This is a genomic window from Methylocaldum gracile, assembly GCF_053646815.1.
Genome location: NZ_CM132196.1, coordinates 1,196,171 through 1,213,246, shown reverse-complemented (window position 1 = coordinate 1,213,246; position 17,076 = coordinate 1,196,171). Strand labels below are relative to the sequence as shown.

The following is a 17,076-nucleotide window of genomic DNA, read 5'->3' as shown; positions in this document are numbered from 1 at the left end:
GCCTCTCATGTCAAACCTCAGCCGGCGACAAAAGCAACGGAGGAGTCCCTCGTGAAATTTAGGAGACACATTGAATGATTCGCACGTTTGTGATCGTTCTCGCGGCATTAGGTTCGATAGCTGCCGTGGCATCGGCGAAGTCCTTGCCGCCGAATGCCTCGGCGGCAAGGACACGACAGGCAGATACCCCCTTGGGCCGCATTGAGCCCACCCAGGCGCCGGTTACCGGTCAGGAGGATTTAGGTGATTTAGGCCAGCCTCGCCAAGTTCTCGCCCAGTTCTATCGAGCCATCAACAACCGCGACTTGAACTTGATGGCCCAAAACTGGGACCAGTCTGCGGAAGCGGTCATGGACAACCCCCTGGGCGGCGTCAAACGGGGCTGGCCGGAGATTCGCTCGGTTTACGAGCGTCTCTTCAGGTTCCGCTCGCAGTACCATTTCGAGTTCTACGACTATACGCTGCACGAGGCAGGCGATCTGTTCTACGTAGTGGGCCGAGAGCGAGGCTGGATCGAGGTTGATGGTATGAGGCTGGACTTGGCGATCCGTACGACACGGATTTTCCGCAGAGTGAAAGGACGGTGGCTGCAGTTTCACCATCACGGCTCAATCGAGGACCCAAACATGCTCGCGGCTTACCAGAACGCCGTGCGGTGAATTCGGGAATCCGAGATGGAAGAACGCCGTGGTAAGGCCGCTCGCCTGCGGTCGGGACAAAGTCTCCGGACCTCACGAGCGTCGTCGATTGCCCCCCTCCGACAAGAGGGGCGCGCCCCCCGCCTTAACCTTAAAAGGAAAGACGCATGGATGTTACTGCAATTCCCTTTATAGAGAAGGTCGGGATATGCCGAACGGAAGAAGGAACGCTTAAACTGCCCTTCAGCACGTCAACGCAAAACCACTTGAACACGATACATGCGAGCGCACAGTTCGCGCTTGCCGAGACAGCCAGTGGCGAAGCACTGCAACGACTGTTTCCCGAGCTTGCGGGGAAGGTTGTGCCGGTCCTGCGAGAATCCCATGTCAAATTCAAAAGGCCGGCAAGCAGTGCTATTTTCGCGTTCCCAGCCGTATCCGAAGAGGCCGTTTCAAAATTCAAAGAGCAGTTTGAAAAGAAACGGCGGTCGTCCATCACCGTCGATGTAGAGGTCAGAGACTCTGATGGTGTCGTCACATCCGTCGGAATGTTTGATTGGTTCGTGCAAGGCCTCCCGCAGGGGAAGACATAACGGGTCGCTTCGGTCGACGGCCTTGATTCCGCTTCGCTTCGCTCCGGTAAGGCTGCGGCCGAGCTTGGTCACTGGGGGCAGGTATGTCACCGAGATTGGCACATGTCGTTTTTGCGCTGGCAATAGTGGCCGTACAAAGGGCTTGGCTCAAGAGTTGTGAAATACAGGGGGCGCTTACAATGGCTCCTACAGAATGGACAAACCGCGCAGTCAACTGGTGTAAGAAGAATCAGACCGGAAGACGTGCAGAGGCGCTTCGTCTTTGGCTTGGCTGCATAATGGAGGATGAGGATGAATACGGTCCAGTCTGTGGCCAGTTATAACCCTAACTTTCACTTCGAGCGAGGCACTCCGACAGCCGGCTTTGCCGCCTGTTTCCACGCACCTCAAGCTTCACGTTGAGAATGTAGAAAAACGCCCTACTCGAAAACCCAGTCCACAACCAATCAACGAGTTACAGACGCAAAAATGTTCGAAAACTGGCTTTTTCCACAGCATCGTTAGGCGAATAAAAGCATGGGGACCCAACCGTATAAAGAGATTTTGAGCGCCGTCGCAATTGCTCTCACTTTTGCGGCCTTTGTTCCCTATATCCGCGCAATCGTTAGCGGCGCAACCCGACCCCATGTTTTTTCCTGGGTCATTTGGGGCGCGACAACCTTCGTTGTTTTTCTTGCCCAACTTGAAGGAAAAGGTGGAATTGGTGCTTGGCCCATCGGGGTTTCGGGAAGCATCACCATTTTTGTCGCGGTCTTGGCTTACGTGAAGCGCACGGACATTACGATCACAAGAACCGATTGGATGTTTTTCGTTTCGGCGCTGTCTTCGTTACCGCTTTGGTACTTTACATCAGACCCACTGTGGGCTGTCGTCATTCTTACCACTGTAGATATTCTGGGGTTTGGACCAACGGTGAGGAAGGCATATAGTTCCCCGCATTCAGAGTCATTGCTATTTTTCGCCTTGTTCGCGGCCCGTAATGTCCTCGTAATTTTGGCCCTTGAAAGTTACTCGGTCACGACGGTTCTGTTTCCCGCAGCTATAGCTGCGGCATGTATGTCATTAATGGCAATGGTCACAGTTCGAAGACGAGCATTAGCAACATGAAAGCACAAAACGATAAACCGCCTAACCACGCCGGTTATGGCGAACGTTGGGTGTCATGAAATGAGCACAGAGATCACCATCCAAAGAGCCACTGCCAAGGATGCAGTGGAAATCGCCGAAATGGTTGGCGAATTGCTGGCTGAAATCACGAACGCCATCGGAATTCAGGCGTTCAACTTCAACTTTGCCGAAACAGCATCTAGGCTGACGGACTTCATTAATCAAGAGAAATATTTCGTCTTTGTCGCTCGCAACGAAAATGGAAGGCCAGCAGGGTTCATTTCCCTTTATGAAAGCTACGCCCTCTACGCGGAGGGAGCATTTGGCACCATTCCCGAACTTTACGTTCGGCCGGAGTACCGCTCGGATGAATTGGGTCTTCGCCTTGTATCTCAGGCCAAGGGGTTCGGCTCGTCACGTGGCTGGACTCGATTGGAGGTAACAACCCCTCCCCTGCCACAATTTGACAGAACTCTGGCGTTCTATGAACGCGAGGGCTTTTCCATAACCGGCGGGCGCAAACTGAAGGTTTTGCTATGAAACCGGTCATTCAGGAGGAGATAACGGGATGCGGCATCGCGAACGTCGCTGCACTCGTTGGAGTCACTTACAAACAGGCGAAGGCTGTGGCGAATAGTCTCGGCATTTTCGCGGAGGATCGGCGCCTCTGGTCAGAAACGCATCATGTTCGCACGCTTCTGCGGCAGTTCGGGCTTGATGCTTCGCCCGATGAGTCGCTGTTTCAGTCTTGGGAGTCTTTACCTACACTTGCCCTTCTCTCCACCAGGTGGCACTTGGAGCAGGGTCGGCCTTTCTGGCATTGGGCTGTTTTCTGGCGCGGGCCTCGTGGTCCCGTTGTGCTGGACTCCAAGAAGGCGCTTGCAAGCCATGTCCGCACGGACTTTTGGCGAATCAGGCCGAAGTGGTTCATTGAGGTCCATCGCACCCAAAAATCCGCTCCAACCAACTGGTAAACCGATGTGCGGTTTGCCAGCGGCTGAGCACAGGCGTTGGCCATAGTGTTCTACGATGGACTGGTTGTACCGGGAGCCCTTCTTCTGCTGGCTTCTGGAACCTGGATGATGATCGAGTTCTATGGCGGTTGGAATTTCGTGCAAGTTCCCTGGTTGCTCGGAATGGTTGTGCTCTTCGCCTTCGAGTTTGTCGAGGGCAATACGGTCACCCGCTTTTACTTCATGCGCCTGCGGCGCATCACCAGAGAGGCCCTGCAGGCGGGCGCGATTACGCCGGAGCTCGAGAAGGCCCGGGGCGAAGGGATTCCCACTTTCACACATTTTCTTGATCTGCCCATCCTATTCTTGATAGTCGCGCTTGGCGCTATCCGGCCAATGAGCTGGACGCTGTTTATTGTCGGCACCGTCGTTGCTGTTGTCATCGCAACGGCGCTGACACTGTATATCCCGAAGCTGTACCCATGGGGGGAAGCGAAACGGGAGTCCTAACAAACCCGTCAGCACGGACGCGAATTCCGCGGTGTTCCATTTGCGCAAGTTCTTAGCAATGCTGGTGCCCCCGAAAGGTTAAGCTTGAAGCCAGCCGTGAGGAGTTCAAGGAAGAGGTCAAATGCGAGGGGCGCCGTTGAGCGGCTTACCAATCGGATACGGTGGCACATCGGGAGCACAGGGCCTAGTTTGTCATTCCAGCCGACCGTTTTGCGCCGCGCTCCAAATGTCGGCTGGACTACCATGTTAAGGAAGCTCTGATTAAGCCCTTCGACAGGCCTGTCCTGAGCCTGTCGAAGGGACATGAACGGAATCCACTTGTTCAGAGCTTCCTCAAGGACATAGAAATCCCCTCACTCAAAATTCAGCTCATGTAGAATGCCAGCGCACCCGCGTATTCCGCCGCATGGGAAGCGGCTCCATCGGCGGAATGCGGGAATACCCTATTCCGCACTACGGCCGGGGCGCACGCTACGCCGACACCCGCCCCGTTGACTATACTCGCCGCATCGTTTTCGTTACGGGAGGGGGAATCCACATGCTGAATCTGCAGAAGGGCTTTGGGATCGGCGATCAGTTCGTTCCCTGGGGCGCGACGCTCGAGGAAGCGTGCCGGCAGCTCGGCATTCAGCCGGGGCACGGTTGCCACAGGGCGGAAGAAGTCAGGCTGCTCTGCGCGAGCGCTTACGGCTTTGCGGCGGTGAACGTCCACCTGGAGGCACCCGCGACGGATCGCCCGGTGACGAGCGTCGATTTCGAGCTGGCGCCCGCAGGGACCGGAACGCCCGAGCCCGAAATCTGGGCCGCGCCCCTGTCCGAACGCTTGGGACCACCGGACCAGGTGAGCCGTTCCGAAATCCCGTCCTATGCCGATCCGGCCGACTGCGTGCCGTTCTATGCCCGCTGGGTACGTCCCGAGACCAGCGTCGGTCTCTCGATCTACGGCGGGTTGCGTAAAGTCGACGGCGGCCAATCCGCCGGCACCTTGTGGTTGAGCTGGAACGAGCAGTTGGCCGCGCAACCCTATATCGAGGAATGGCGTGCTCGCGTCGCCCGGCTGACGGCCATGGCCGAACGGCCGTCGCAGTTGCGGACCTTCGTGCTGGATTGGCCGCAGAACGCGTACTGGCTGACGGGAGACGCCACACCTCAGGCGCTGGCCGCACGCCAGGCGCGTATCAGCCTGTACCAACCCACACTTCTGGATACCCCTGCCAATATCGCCGCCAAGCTCAACCCGCACAGCTTCGCACTCTGGAGCAGCGAGTCGAACGGCATCTGGTGCGCCTCGACTTTGCGGGACAGCGTGATGTTCGAGCTCGGGCAACCGGTGCAGGCCACCTGGGTCGACCTGCAGCCGGCCAAGGGGCCCGGCTATGCGATGCTGCAGCTCGGAGTCTGGTCCGTTTACGGGCGACACGGCTCGCGCGCCATCCGCGACGCCGCGCAAATGCTCGCCGGCTTTCCCGGAGTGACCGTGAAACAGGAAGGGGGCTACGATTGCTGACTTATGACACGCCGGATGCGGGCGCAGCGCCCATGAAAATCGTCACGATCATACTTTTGGTACTCGGCGCACTGCTCGCGCTCGGGGTTTTCCTGGCCGCCCTGCCCTGGATCGAGGTTGCCGTGCTCAATAGTTTTTTCGCCAAGGAAATCGCCACGAACTCAGACCTGCCATGGGCGGCGCCCGGCCGCAAGGCACGCTACTATTCGCTCAAATCCTGGGACTGGAACAACGGGATCACCCGCGTCCCCGCGTGGGGCTCCAACTCGTGGCGCAAGGAGTACCCGCTCGACACGGCAAACAAGGCCTTTGCCTTCCTAGAGAAACACCGCGCGATGAATGCCTGGCCCGCAGCGGGCACCTTCGAAACCTATAGCGTCTATGAACAGCTGCAGCCCGGCGACGTGCACCACCAGGACGATTACGGCAACACCATCGTGACCTATTCCCAGCGCGTGGCGCCCTATCGCTTCTTCATCGTCTCGATCGAACCGACGGTCATCGTCATGCAATCCGCGCCGGAACTGCCCGCATGGCAGGAGGAATACGTGCAGCAGGGATATTCGCGCGACAGCCGCTGGATACGGTGGTATATGAGCCTGCCGGAGCAGCAGCGCTTGCCCGACCTGGTCTGGCTGCAGAACCCGCTGGAGTTCGGCACCGAGCTGCCGCGCGGGAGCGGCTGGAAATGGTTCTCGCCCGACCTCGAACAACTGCCCACCGATTTGCCGCTGGTCGAGAGCGGCAGCGCCGTGATTCCGCTCAAGCACGGTCAACTGAAATTCCGGCCCAGCGAATCGGGATGGCATGTCGTGCGGGAATGAGTCCCATACAGCGAGCAGCCCGAATGAAATGCAGCGAAATCCGGGGAGGTAGAAGCGCCGATCATCCCGGATTCCGCAAGCTTCATCCGGGCTACGTCGGCTATACGGGCACTCGCGAGTCGGTCGGGAATCCATTCCAATCGCAAACGGTCATCCCAGCGCTCCTGGGATGACCGTTTGCGATTGGAGCGCCGAAGCCCCCCTTCCCGACGCCACGTCCCGGCCGAGCGTCTTCGTCGGCAAAGGATTGCCGACCTACGAAGGCTTGAATCAATTCACCCCAGCCGAAGGCGCCAACCACTTCCGCCGAGCCTGTTTTGTCGTACGAACGAGAAGAAAACGCTCTAAGCGCCGGCACGGCTGCATGACCGAGAACCGGCGATGGGGACTCAGCCTGTCAAAAATGCCGGAATTCTCCGCCGTGGCTGTAAAGCGGCGCTCATTGGTGCGACTCGGGGGCATTGGTGGCGCCTTCGTACAGGTGATTTACCGGATTCAGTTGGGATTGCAAGGACCTGAACCGCGACTCCAATAGTTCCATGAAGCTGCGCCGGTCGCCGGTCCAGCGCATCGGTTCGCCCACGAACATATCGCAGAAAAACGGCACCAGCAGGCACTCGCCCTTGGGCATGGCTCGCCCCAGTCCGTGCGTGAACACGGGAACGACCGTCGCTTGCGGGCAGTGCATGGCGAGATGGGCGATGCCGGACTTCAGTTTTTGCATGGTTTCCGGCTCGCCCCGGGTGCCTTCGGGGAAGATGATGAGTACACCGTCCTGGGCCAGTATCTCGTGGCATTCGCTCAAGGGATCGTGATGGCGGTTCCCGCCGCCCCGCGTGACCGGCACGATGCCGATGAAATTGCGCGAAAACCATGCGAGCCAGGGTTTGCTGAGAAAGTAGTCGGCCGCTGCGGCGGGACGTACCCGGTGAATATCGCGCAACGGAAACAGCGATAACAGCACCAGGGTATCCAGGTGGCTGTTGTGATTGGCGGCGACGATCGCCGGGCCGCGCACCGGCAGCCGTTCCCGATTGCGGATATTGAGGCCGAGCACGAACAGGGTGACGGGACGCGCCACCAAGAGGACGAATAACAGGCGGAGCAGGCGCTGCATGATCAGTAGTGCAGATAACGGATGAAATGGAAGAATAACGGAGCGGTGTAGGTGAGGCTGTCCAACCGATCGAGGATGCCGCCGTGACCGGGCAGCAAACTGCCGCTGTCCTTGACGCCGATGTCGCGCTTCAGCGCCGAGATGACCACGTCGCCGACGAAACCGCAAATCCCGATCAAAAGCCCCGCCAACAACGACTCAATCTCCGTCAGCGGCGTCAGCCAGGGTGCGATCAGCCAGGCCAGCAGCGTCGTGGTCGCAACGCCTCCGAGGAAACCCGCCCAGGTCTTGTTGGGACTGACGTTCGGGACGATCCTGCGCCTGCCCAGGCTCTTTCCCCAGAGATACTGCGCGACATCGTTGAGTTGCGTCAGCACCACCAGAAACAGCAGCAGCGTCGCGCCGTTGTAATGCGCGCCCACCGGCTGCGGCAACACCAGCGGATAAGCCATGTGCGAGAGACAGAACACGGTGGTCATCAAACCCCAGCTGATGATGCCGGCCGATCGCAGAAACCCCTGTGTATCGCCGGCCAGCACCATGCGCAACGGCAGGAACAGGAACATGTATACCGGAATGAAGATGATGAACATGCCGTACCAAGCCATGTGCACCCAGTAGTACTGAACCGGGATGGCGAGATAGGCCCAGAACAGAACGCGATAATCGGCACGGCGCGTCGGGATCAGCGAAAGGTATTCCTTGAAGGCGAGAAAGCTCACCAGCCCCAGCACCACCACCGCCATCGACGGACTGGACACCACCACCAGGCAGAACACGGCGACGATCAGCCACCAGGTGCGTACACGCAGCCGCAGCTCGGTGTAGTCCTTGTTCGGATACCGCTTCGGGAGCAGGAAAGTGATTATCGAAGCGATGGCGAGCAGCAGAAATATGCCGGCCAGCGCATACAGCAACACATCGGGCAGGTGCGTCAAATTCATGCTTGAACCTCCCCCAGGAGCGCGCGAGCGCGGTTCAACACCGTAACCAGCGACAACAAGGCGACGACCGTCAGCACGACATTGAGCCAGGACCCGGCAGGCCACCCCAACCCGATGACCAACCCGCAAGCGCCGAACACGAACGCCCGGTCGCTCTTGCCCATGGGACCGTCATAGCGGCGCGAGGCGCCGACCGTCACGGCGCACACGCCGACGAACTCGGTCAGCCAGGCCAGCAGGACCACGGCCACCGCCAGCCAGGCATGGACGCCTGGCAAAATCGCGAACGCCAGATACAGCGCGGCATCGGAGACCAAATCTCCCGCTTCGTTGAGCAGCCCGCCCAGCGCGCTTTGCTGGTCGTACTGCCGCGCCAGCATGCCGTCGATGGCATTGAGCGCCATGCGCACGAACAAAAAGACCGGCAAGCTCAGCCACAATGACGCGCTCTGCGGAAACCACGCCAGCGCCGCGCCCAGAGCGACGGAAAGCGCCGCCGCCAATACCGTGATCTGATTGGCCGTAACACCGATAGCCGCCAGTTTTCGAACGATGCCGCTCAGGCTTTGCTGGAACAGGGGTTTGAGTTGGTAAATGCTGGGCATGATGTTGTCCTTATTCTTTTTTTGAAGCTTCGGAGTTCATTTTTCTGGGCATAGCTGGTCCGCCTCGCGCAAGACGGTTCTCAAGCTGTTCGATGCACCTCAAATCAACGCCTAGGAAACCCGGCATAGTTTGCCAGTAAAACGAATGTCCCACCTATTGCGAAATATCACGACCCATACGGCCTAATTGTTTTACGACCAGAGGGTCTGCGTACCTAGGTCATACTTGAAGGAAAGACATGGCTATTGATCACCCACAACTTCAGCGCTTTCGCAAGCAAACGGCCATATTGCGGTAAGCCGCGGACAATTGGAATTCGAATGGCGGCATCTCATCAGTCGGTTGGAAACGCGCGATCCGAGATGACTGGGATCATCGGCGTTCGCACCCCGGAGCCATACCCGCTTTGTGTTACCCGGCACCCGGCAGTATTGCCGAATTGGCAAATGGGTACGGCGGGAAACGGTCGGGCTTATTTGTAGATATCTGTGGATATATTCCCGGTGGAGAGGTGTCACACAAGGAATGGCTGACAGGTTTCGATCAAAGGAGTGATTCAAACATGGACACGCAGCGTATTTTCAACCCGCGCATTTTCTCCGGGGTTTTGGCCTTTGCGATGCTGGGTGGGCTTTGTTCGTCTTGTGCAACGATGGAGGCCGACCGGGCGAGGGACACCGAGCAATTGCTGGCCGCGGCAGGGTTCAAGGTAAAACCCGCCGACACCCCGGACAAGCTCGCCCATGTTAAGAGCCTGACCCAGCACAAGCTGGTGCCGCACGAGAAGGACGGCACGGTGTATTACGTCTACGCCGATGCCACGACGTGCCGGTGCGTTTACTGGGGGCCGGAGGAGGCTTACCAGCGCTACCAGCGATTGGCAACGCAACAGAGAATCGCCGAAGACCAAAGAATGGCCGCCGAAATGAACGAGGATGCCGCCATGAATTGGGAACTGTGGGGACCGGGATACTGGTGGGCTTATTGATTTGCGGAAGCAAAGGGGCCCGTAGGTTTGGCCATCGCGGTCCTTCTTTTTGGGGGGCAGACTTTTGCTATAGGCCTAGGATCTCTTCGCGCGAAACGACGATGCCGAGTGAAACGGAAGCCGCCGAAATGAACGGTAAACGTCTGATCCGTCCATTGACCCTTTAGAGAATCTGGACGAGCGGAAATAAGCCATGCTGCACAGGCAACTCTGTTCGGTTCGAAACATCATCCTTGCCGCGTTCTTGCTCTCGGCAGTGTCGGGCGCGACGGCAACCTGGGACCATGCGCACGGCGATGCCGCCAACAGGGGATTCGTCAATGTGGATACGGCACCCGCTGCAAACGACCTGGTGCGCGTCGCCGATCTCGGCTCGTTTGCAATAGGCGCCGGCCCCGTCATCGCCGCGGATGGTACGGTTTATCTCGGCAATCGGGCCGGTCTGCTGAAAGCGTTCGCACCGGACGGCACGTTGAAATGGATGCGCGACACGCCAGGCCATGAAATCGTGGCCTCGCCGGTCATCGGCGCCGATGGCTCGATTTATGTGATCGGCGCGAGGACCGTGCGCGATCATCGCGGCGGCCAGGTAGTCACCCGTAACGAGTTGACCCTGTATCGATTCACTTCCACCGCCGCCATGCTTTGGGCGGCCCCCTTTCCGGAAGGCACCCTCACGCCGGCTCAATTCGGAACGGGTGTGACAAGCGCGGCGCCCAACATCTGGCGCTCCGGTGCGACCGAAGTCATCCTCGTGCCGGTCCTTCACCGTAGCTACAACGGCCACGTGATCAGCATCGTGGCGTTTTCCACCGGCGGCGGCGTTCTGTTCAACCAGCCGGTCACCACCGTGGATTACGGCGACATAACGGGCGGCGCGAGCGTCGGCGAGACTTTGTGTGGGATATTCTTCTTTCTTCCTCCTTGTTTTCTCGAGGAAACGGTACCGATACCGGAGCCCAACGAATTGCCGCCCGAAGTCAATCCGCCAATGCCGAGCATGGCCCTGTTCACATCGATCGGTAACGAGCCGTTCGTGGTCGTTGCCGACAATTATCAGAACATCGTCGGCTACACCTTCTCGCCGGAGGCCGGCTTTCAAGAGAACTTCCGCAAGCACATCACCAACGATGAAAGGGGAATCAGCATGTCCTCGCCCGTCATGCTCGGCGACGGGCATTCGGTCGTGCGCGGCAATTCGGATTCGCAAGGCTGGGTTCTATTCGCGGGACCGCATCCGGTCGACTGGACGGAGGTTGTCGTACCCCACACCGGCACGACGCCGACGATCACCGGAGACGGCAAGATCGTCATGGTGGACCGGGCCGGCGGGGTCACCTTGGTGAGCACCTATCCGAACGTGGGCGTCGTTGATCCGCACATCCCGCTCGCGTCGGAATCGATCGCGCCCGCGGCGGCATCGCGCACTCATATTTTCGTCTCGGGCGTGGACAAGCTGTACACCATCGACGCGGCAAGCCTTCAAGTGGTGGAGGAGTTCCTCTGGGAAGGCGGCGGCCTCTCGTCGCCGGCGATCTCCGCCAACGGAAGGGTCTATGCGCTCGCGGGCGACACGCTCTATGGCTTTCCGGCGCCGCCGTCGCGTTGTCCTCCCGGAAGCCTGTGCCCGGGCACGGTACGTCCTCCGATCGCGCCGGCATCAGCGAGACCCTGACGGCCGTTGTTGCTGATCACGGCGCCAAGCGTAAAGTAATGGGCGTACCACCAATATCCCCGGAAACTCACCGTGTCGGGCGGGTCAGCCTGTGAACGGGTCGGGCTTTCGTATTGGCTTCGGATTGTGCCAAGTGATTCGTTTTGTGAAACGGAAGCGGCCGAAGTCAAACAATAAACGCCTCAACTAGCCATCAACTTATACACCTCGAAGCTGCGAACTCTTGCGTCGTTCTCGGTGTCGGTTTTTGGTTGAACAACAGTTAAAAAGTAGCGGCTATGAGGCTCTGGAGTCTGCATCCGAAATATCTCGACTCATGCGGTCTGGTCACATTGTGGCGGGAGGCCCTGCTTGCCCAGGCCGTACTCGAAGGAAAAACGAAGGGCTACGTTCATCACCCGCAACTTCATCGTTTTCGCACCCAGCCTGACCCGGTCGGATTCCTTGCCGAGTACCTAAGGGCGGTCTACGCGGAGGCGGCAAGCCGCGGCTACCGGTTTGCGGCGACAAAGATCAGTCGCTCGCGGGCAGACGGCCGTATCGCGGTAAGCCGCGGACAACTGGAATTCGAGTGGCTGCATCTACTGAGTAAGTTGGAAGCACGCGATCCGGGATGGCTGGCTAGGATCGCCCGCGTCCGCATTCCGGAACCGCACCCGCTTTTTTACACTGTGCCTGGCGGTATCGCCGAATGGGAGAAAGGGCACGGCGACGCCCGACAACCGGGTGCAGCCGGCTCTTGAGGTCCGCCCTCGGATCATCGTCTCGCCTCACCACTTTACAGGTCACAACAAGGGTCGGCTTGCGTAGGACGTGGCGTACCCGGATATTGCGCCGCATGAAACGACGGAATGCCCGACTGTCGACGCCATCGCGTAATTGATGGAATGCGGTTTTTCGCTGAAAGAATCAGACGTTTGTAATTTGGTACAGATTTCTTTAGGCGAAGTGGCTATGCTCACTGAAACGGAACCAGGCGGGGTCAAACAAAAATAGCCTGACCCAGTTTATCCCGAACCCGCGACTCGGCTTGCGGCGGGCGGCTCGTCGAGTTCGGCGTAAAACTGGCGGTGAATCACCGATGAGCTTGCCGTCCAAGCCGTCATCCCGCCGGTTTCGTCGCAAAGCGGCGTTTCGCGCGACTCACAACGACCCGGTGAATTCGAACAGTTTCTTATACAAGGAGTCTTCGCTTGGCTGAACCGCTCAAGAATCAATTCGGAGTGGACGTGCCCGGCAAAATTGCCGGGATGATATCTGCGAAATTTCATCGATTCTCTGCTGACGCCTTCATCAGAGACGCTCTTGACGGATACGAATCTCTCGATCTGATGCGTCGTGGATTGAAGATCGCACAGGCGCTTCGCCGCCATTTGCCTGACGACTATGCGGAGGCCGTCGAGATACTGATTAACTCGCTCGGTCCGAAACTCGAAAAGACCGAAAACTTCGGAATGGCGCCCTTCCTGTATCTTCCGCACGTTTGCTTTGTTGCGGGATACGGGCTCGACCACTTCGAGGTTTCGATGCACGCCCAATACGAGCTGACGCAACGATTTTCTGCCGAGTTCAGCATTCGGCCATTCTTGGAGCGGTATCCGGAAGCAACGCTTGCTCGCCTTACGATTTGGGCGAAAGACCAAAGTCCCCATGTTCGTCGCCTCGTATCCGAGGGAACGCGTCCCCGCTTGCCGTGGGCGCCCCGGCTGCGGTCTTTCCAGAAAGACCCCCGACCGGTGTTGGCACTGCTTGAATTGCTAAAGGACGACCCGGAACTTTATGTGCGCCGTTCCGTGGCAAATAATCTGAACGATATCGGTAAAGACCATCCGTTAATACTTGTCGAAACCGCACACCGGTGGATGAAGGATGCGACGGATGAAAGACGCTGGCTCATCCATCATGCGCTACGTTCAGCCGTGAAGCGTGCCGAACCGGGAGTTCTTGAGGTTCTGGGTTTCGGCAAAAATGCAAAGGTATCGGTAAACAAAGCGAGCATCACCCCTGAACGCCCCATGATTGGGGGCTCGGTGGCGATCGCCTTTGAAATCACAAACACCGATTCGCAACGGCAGCGTGTGTTGGTGGATTTCCGCGTCCATTTTGTGAAGGCTAACGGAAAGACCAGTCCAAAGGTTTTCAAATTAAAAACTATCGAGCTCGCGCCTCAGGAAACCGTACAACTGGGGAAGACTATTTCCTTGGCCGAAATGACGACGCGCAAACATTACACCGGGACGCACCGGGTCGATGTTCTGTTGAACGGATGCGCTTTGCCCTTGGGGTCATTTGAACTGATGAACGATTAGCGGCTGCTTGGGATTGGTCCCGGACACCTTGCCCTGCTTGAGGATCGAGTGCTAATGCATGAAAGCAAGAAGCAACTCTACGCGATTCGCCGGCGTCCCCTCCGGTGGCTGCGGTGGTGAACCGGGGCATTAGCTTTCCATGACCTACTCAACGCTTGGTTGGCTGTTTGCAGTTGCCGTCACTCTGCACAATGCCGAAGAAGCGCTGCTTTTACCGAAGTGGTCTATGCGCGGCGGTCGGTGGCGCGCTCCAGTGAGTGCGTTTGAGTTCAGATTCGCTGCGGCAGTCCTTGCGCTTCTTGCCTATGGAGTCGCATATCTCTCCTCGATACAAGGCCCGCAAGCCATGGCAGCCTACGCTATAGCCGGCTACGCGTTGGCAATGCTGCTGAATGTCTTCTTTCCGCATGTCTTGGCAACCATTGCGTTGCGCCAATACATGCCAGGCACGGCAACAGCTTTGTTATTCAATCTGGCGGTGTGCAGCATGCTGCTGTATGTTGGAGTGCAGGATGGATCTATCAGCACCGACAAATTCGCGTGGTTTGGTCCAGCGAGTGTTGCAGTCATTTTGGCGAGCATACCGGTACTGTTCTTCATTGGCCGAAAAGCCAGACCGGCATTTCTGCGGATTGGAATGCCGTTGCCATAACCCGCACGAAGCCAAAGAAATACCAGAGGCGTTATGACGTAAGAAGGAATAAAAAAGGCGGTTTTGCACCCCTCTGCAAAACCGCCTTGCTCATGCACTAAAGTGCGAGCTTGGAGGATATCTTACCTAAGTTTCAACACACCGGCGTCGATCGCATCGCACACTTCCCTACCCATCAGCTGTTTGGCGCAATCCATGATTTGCAAGAGCACGCCGAAGATGGCCAGTGCGAACCAGCCGAATACGACGAAGCCGTAATGCAGCGGTGCCACGAACAATTCTTCCATGAACCAGAAGGTGTGGCCCCATTCATTCAAACCGACATTCGGAAGAATCATGAACGGGCCGACGGTGAAGACAATGTAGGGAAGAGAGATGCCCACACTGAAGTACGGCAAACGGGTTTTTGCGTAGAGAAACGAGGCGAATCCGGTGATGATGTAAATCGGATAGGACAGATAGAATTCGATGATGTGGCTGGGCGTAAAGTCGGTATCCCTCACCACGGTCTGATGCCAGGTTGCATCCTGCTCGGTGAAGTAACTTCCGCCGAAGTACACTGCCGTGGCGTAGAGGCACAACCAAACCAGATGGGTCATATTCCTGCGGAGGTTCTCGCGCGGCGTCACGGCGGCGAGATTGCGGTCGCGAGTTTTCCAGATATACCCCCACAGAAGAGACGCCACAATGACCTCGATCACAATCTGGGTGTATAGAAAGTTCATCCAGTACGTCTCGAATTCCGGTGAAAACGAGTCCAGACCGGCCGCCCAACCGTACACGCCTTCATACCAGCGCACCCAGACGTAGAAGGCGATGTACAGTGCAACGCCGCCGAAAAGATTGCGCTTGTTGAGCAGCGGCGCATCGCTCTCCTGTGCGCCGACGGCAGGAGTCGCTTTTGCCTCTTGCTGCATATCGAAATCGCTAGTAGCCATCGTGTGCTCCCCTAAAATCAATATGTTTTGGTTCTTGTCGAACGAGCTGCGAACAGCTCTTGATCATTGCAACGGCGCGACCTTGAAGAGGTCTGACCGTGGCGAAGATCATAAAGAAAGGGGATGGCGGGTATTTTGTTTCAGGTCAGCCGCTGAGCGGCTCTAAACTGATCCAGATCAGTTTTTCGGGGGAAAGCGGGTAATGAATCATTGTGGGCAGAATCGCAGCAAGCCGTCCATGTCGAGTATGCGGACCATCTTGCCTTGTACCAGGATCAGCCCGCTCGCCTCGAATTGACTCATTAGGCGGCTTACGGTTTCCGGTGCCAGACCGAGATAATTTCCGATTTCCTGCCGGGTCATGCTGAGACGAAACTCCGTTGGCGAGAATCCTCGCTTTCGATGGCGCTCGGAAAGATGCGCCAGGAACGCCGCCAAACGTTCGTCGGCCTGGCGGCGGCTAAGGACAACCCGCTGGATGCCCAGTTGGAATTGACTTCCGGAAAGCTGCAACAATATCTGCGAAAGCTTGGGGATTTCCCGTCCCAACCGTTCCAGCTGATGAGGCGGCAGCTCGCAGTAGCTGACCGTTTCCAAAGCAATCGCGGAACAGGTATAACGCTCTCCGCTGAGTCCGTCGAAGCCCAGCAGTTCGCCTGGCATCACGAAATCGACGACATACTCGTTGCCTGCGCCGTCCAGGGTAACCAGTTTGACCGTGCCGGACTTCAGCGCCAGAAAGCGGTGGAACCACTCCCCACTGTGATAGAGATAGTCGCCTTTGCCGAGCGTGCGATTGATTGTCACGATCCTGCTGACCAACTCCACTTCTTGCTCGCTAAGGCCCTGCGGAATGCAGAGTCTGCCGAGACTGCAGGACTCACAACTAACTTGGGGTCGGCGTTTTGAGGAGAAAAGTTGCTGGAAACTACTCATGGAGGACTATCTGCAAGAATTTCAGAATAGGCTAAAGTTTGCAAAATTTTCCGTCAATTTTATCGAGGCGCTACCATTGTCCGTCGGCGGGTTCGACTTGGTCTGTTATCAAAACGGAAAAAAATAGGGTCATATACTGGTATTTTAGGCGTCTACCCCCTTTTTCGCTACTGAAGCAATAGCTTGAACAAAACGATGGAAATAATGTTTTCGAACATTGATGATGGTGATTTAGTCCGTTGTTCTGATCTATATGTCGCTAGTTTTCATGAGTTTCCCTGGAATGAAGAATGGACGCCGAACAATACCTTTGAAAAGCCGAGTGACTTTCTAGCTTTTCCTAAAGCAGTCGCTATCAAGGTAATAAGTATCGACGATACATGTGGCTTTCTTTTTGAAGGAGTTAAGCGATGGAATTTCGCTACGCCTTATTGCCTAAAAGAAATATGTATCAGCAAAGCCATTCAAAGGGAAAAAGTCGGCACAGCTCTTACGATGACGCTTGAGGAAATGCTAAGAGAAAGTGGAGTATCAAGAATATACCTGGTTACCCATAGAGATAATATCCCTTAGCGCTTCTACTCATCATTAGGATTTCATGAAAACAAAAGCGTCATGGTGATGGGAAAGCCCATTGAGAAAAGCGTTTAAGAAGGACGATCAATAGGGACTCTGGGCTTAGGAAACGTTTTTCTCTTTTTCGAATTAACCTGTTATCGCCAGCCTTGGATAACGAGGACCTATTTTCCCATCATGAACCGCATAATTAAGGATTAAGG

At 56.9% G+C, this 17,076-nt stretch carries 19 protein-coding genes; 14 read left to right on the top strand and 5 right to left on the bottom strand.

The window, feature by feature from the left end; all coding sequences use genetic code 11:
* The first annotated feature begins 74 nt into the window (after positions 1-74).
* The 8 genes from ACWJJK_RS05380 (at position 75) to ACWJJK_RS05345 (ending at position 6,132) form a co-directional block, all read left to right on the top strand.
* Positions 75-659, top strand: coding sequence for a nuclear transport factor 2 family protein (locus ACWJJK_RS05380; RefSeq protein ID WP_156880712.1), 585 nt, complete (start codon positions 75-77; stop codon positions 657-659).
* A 146-nt stretch (positions 660-805) separates the two neighbouring features.
* A complete protein-coding gene (locus ACWJJK_RS05375; RefSeq protein ID WP_156880711.1) occupies positions 806-1,231 on the top strand; it encodes a YiiD C-terminal domain-containing protein in 426 nt (141 codons plus the stop codon).
* Between the two features lie 516 nt (positions 1,232-1,747).
* Positions 1,748-2,338, top strand: coding sequence for a hypothetical protein (locus ACWJJK_RS05370; RefSeq protein WP_077728755.1), 591 nt, complete (start codon positions 1,748-1,750; stop codon positions 2,336-2,338).
* Between the two features lie 60 nt (positions 2,339-2,398).
* Complete coding sequence (locus ACWJJK_RS05365; protein ID WP_077728917.1) at positions 2,399-2,878, top strand: GNAT family N-acetyltransferase; 480 nt, start codon at positions 2,399-2,401, stop codon at positions 2,876-2,878.
* Positions 2,875-3,312, top strand: a complete 438-nt coding sequence (locus ACWJJK_RS05360; protein ID WP_454128718.1) for a hypothetical protein — start codon at positions 2,875-2,877, stop codon at positions 3,310-3,312. The genes ACWJJK_RS05365 and ACWJJK_RS05360 overlap by 4 nt, the downstream gene beginning before the upstream one ends.
* A 45-nt stretch (positions 3,313-3,357) precedes the next feature.
* Positions 3,358-3,801, top strand: coding sequence for a DUF2269 family protein (locus ACWJJK_RS05355; RefSeq protein WP_454129032.1), 444 nt, complete (start codon positions 3,358-3,360; stop codon positions 3,799-3,801).
* A 406-nt stretch (positions 3,802-4,207) separates the two neighbouring features.
* Complete coding sequence (locus ACWJJK_RS05350; RefSeq protein ID WP_086134316.1) at positions 4,208-5,308, top strand: hypothetical protein; 1,101 nt, start codon at positions 4,208-4,210, stop codon at positions 5,306-5,308.
* Entirely contained in the window at positions 5,302-6,132 is an 831-nt protein-coding gene (locus ACWJJK_RS05345; protein WP_156880708.1) for a hypothetical protein, read from the top strand. The genes ACWJJK_RS05350 and ACWJJK_RS05345 overlap by 7 nt, the downstream gene beginning before the upstream one ends.
* 439 nt (positions 6,133-6,571) lie before the next feature.
* Here the strand turns inward: ACWJJK_RS05345 and ACWJJK_RS05340 are convergent, their stop codons facing one another.
* Genes ACWJJK_RS05340 through ACWJJK_RS05330 form a run of 3 tightly spaced genes read right to left on the bottom strand, consistent with a single transcriptional unit; the run spans position 6,572 to position 8,798 of the window.
* Positions 6,572-7,249: a lysophospholipid acyltransferase family protein gene (locus ACWJJK_RS05340; protein WP_077729463.1), complete on the bottom strand. Its 678-nt coding sequence runs from the start codon at positions 7,247-7,249 to the stop codon at positions 6,572-6,574.
* Between the two features lie 2 nt (positions 7,250-7,251).
* Positions 7,252-8,193 carry a phosphatidate cytidylyltransferase gene (locus ACWJJK_RS05335; RefSeq protein ID WP_156880707.1) on the bottom strand — a complete coding sequence of 314 codons (942 nt, stop codon included), beginning with the start codon at positions 8,191-8,193 and terminating at the stop codon, positions 7,252-7,254.
* Positions 8,190-8,798 (bottom strand): CDP-alcohol phosphatidyltransferase family protein, encoded by a 609-nt coding sequence (locus ACWJJK_RS05330; RefSeq protein WP_454128717.1) that lies wholly within the window; start codon positions 8,796-8,798, stop codon positions 8,190-8,192. The genes ACWJJK_RS05335 and ACWJJK_RS05330 overlap by 4 nt, the downstream gene beginning before the upstream one ends.
* 563 nt (positions 8,799-9,361) lie before the next feature.
* Here ACWJJK_RS05330 and ACWJJK_RS05325 point away from each other — a divergent pair.
* The 5 genes from ACWJJK_RS05325 to ACWJJK_RS05305 all read left to right on the top strand — a co-directional run bounded on the left by ACWJJK_RS05325 (position 9,362) and on the right by ACWJJK_RS05305 (position 14,423).
* Complete coding sequence (locus ACWJJK_RS05325) at positions 9,362-9,787, top strand: hypothetical protein (RefSeq protein WP_205780704.1); 426 nt, start codon at positions 9,362-9,364, stop codon at positions 9,785-9,787.
* A 193-nt stretch (positions 9,788-9,980) separates the two neighbouring features.
* Positions 9,981-11,462 (top strand): PQQ-binding-like beta-propeller repeat protein, encoded by a 1,482-nt coding sequence (locus ACWJJK_RS05320; protein ID WP_156880705.1) that lies wholly within the window; start codon positions 9,981-9,983, stop codon positions 11,460-11,462.
* A 278-nt stretch (positions 11,463-11,740) separates the two neighbouring features.
* On the top strand, positions 11,741-12,205 hold the full coding sequence (locus tag ACWJJK_RS05315; RefSeq protein ID WP_156880704.1) for a pyrimidine dimer DNA glycosylase/endonuclease V: 465 nt from the start codon (positions 11,741-11,743) through the stop codon (positions 12,203-12,205).
* A 480-nt stretch (positions 12,206-12,685) separates the two neighbouring features.
* Positions 12,686-13,771 (top strand): hypothetical protein, encoded by a 1,086-nt coding sequence (locus ACWJJK_RS05310; protein ID WP_454128716.1) that lies wholly within the window; start codon positions 12,686-12,688, stop codon positions 13,769-13,771.
* Positions 13,772-13,910: 139 nt separating this feature from the next.
* The gene (locus tag ACWJJK_RS05305) at positions 13,911-14,423 is read left to right on the top strand and encodes an HXXEE domain-containing protein (RefSeq protein ID WP_156880702.1); all 513 of its coding nucleotides are present in this window, start codon (positions 13,911-13,913) and stop codon (positions 14,421-14,423) included.
* A gap of 122 nt (positions 14,424-14,545) precedes the next feature.
* Here the strand turns inward: ACWJJK_RS05305 and amoC are convergent, their stop codons facing one another.
* Together amoC and ACWJJK_RS05295 are read right to left on the bottom strand one after the other, a co-directional pair.
* Positions 14,546-15,361 (bottom strand): bacterial ammonia monooxygenase, subunit AmoC, encoded by an 816-nt coding sequence (gene amoC / locus ACWJJK_RS05300; protein WP_454128715.1) that lies wholly within the window; start codon positions 15,359-15,361, stop codon positions 14,546-14,548.
* A 207-nt stretch (positions 15,362-15,568) separates the two neighbouring features.
* Positions 15,569-16,168, bottom strand: coding sequence for a helix-turn-helix domain-containing protein (locus ACWJJK_RS05295; RefSeq protein ID WP_434101558.1), 600 nt, complete (start codon positions 16,166-16,168; stop codon positions 15,569-15,571).
* 312 nt (positions 16,169-16,480) lie between these two features.
* Between ACWJJK_RS05295 and ACWJJK_RS05290 the strand changes: the two genes are divergently transcribed.
* Positions 16,481-16,870, top strand: coding sequence for a GNAT family N-acetyltransferase (locus tag ACWJJK_RS05290; RefSeq protein WP_156880701.1), 390 nt, complete (start codon positions 16,481-16,483; stop codon positions 16,868-16,870).
* The last annotated feature ends 206 nt before the right edge of the window (positions 16,871-17,076 follow it).

What these genes read in the sequence shown, in the direction of transcription:
- ACWJJK_RS05380 (WP_156880712.1), top strand. Translation starts at nt 75, where the DNA reads ATGATTCGCACGTTTGTGATCGTTCTCGCGGCATTAGGTTCGATAGCT.
- ACWJJK_RS05375 (WP_156880711.1), top strand. Translation starts at nt 806, where the DNA reads ATGGATGTTACTGCAATTCCCTTTATAGAGAAGGTCGGGATATGCCGA.
- ACWJJK_RS05370 (WP_077728755.1), top strand. Translation starts at nt 1,748, where the DNA reads ATGGGGACCCAACCGTATAAAGAGATTTTGAGCGCCGTCGCAATTGCT.
- ACWJJK_RS05365 (WP_077728917.1), top strand. Translation starts at nt 2,399, where the DNA reads ATGAGCACAGAGATCACCATCCAAAGAGCCACTGCCAAGGATGCAGTG.
- ACWJJK_RS05360 (WP_454128718.1), top strand. Translation starts at nt 2,875, where the DNA reads ATGAAACCGGTCATTCAGGAGGAGATAACGGGATGCGGCATCGCGAAC.
- ACWJJK_RS05350 (WP_086134316.1), top strand. Translation starts at nt 4,208, where the DNA reads ATGGGAAGCGGCTCCATCGGCGGAATGCGGGAATACCCTATTCCGCAC.
- ACWJJK_RS05340 (WP_077729463.1), bottom strand. Translation starts at nt 7,249, where the DNA reads ATGCAGCGCCTGCTCCGCCTGTTATTCGTCCTCTTGGTGGCGCGTCCC.
- ACWJJK_RS05335 (WP_156880707.1), bottom strand. Translation starts at nt 8,193, where the DNA reads ATGAATTTGACGCACCTGCCCGATGTGTTGCTGTATGCGCTGGCCGGC.
- ACWJJK_RS05330 (WP_454128717.1), bottom strand. Translation starts at nt 8,798, where the DNA reads ATGCCCAGCATTTACCAACTCAAACCCCTGTTCCAGCAAAGCCTGAGC.
- ACWJJK_RS05325 (WP_205780704.1), top strand. Translation starts at nt 9,362, where the DNA reads ATGGACACGCAGCGTATTTTCAACCCGCGCATTTTCTCCGGGGTTTTG.
- ACWJJK_RS05320 (WP_156880705.1), top strand. Translation starts at nt 9,981, where the DNA reads ATGCTGCACAGGCAACTCTGTTCGGTTCGAAACATCATCCTTGCCGCG.
- ACWJJK_RS05315 (WP_156880704.1), top strand. Translation starts at nt 11,741, where the DNA reads ATGAGGCTCTGGAGTCTGCATCCGAAATATCTCGACTCATGCGGTCTG.
- ACWJJK_RS05305 (WP_156880702.1), top strand. Translation starts at nt 13,911, where the DNA reads ATGACCTACTCAACGCTTGGTTGGCTGTTTGCAGTTGCCGTCACTCTG.
- amoC (WP_454128715.1), bottom strand. Translation starts at nt 15,361, where the DNA reads ATGGCTACTAGCGATTTCGATATGCAGCAAGAGGCAAAAGCGACTCCT.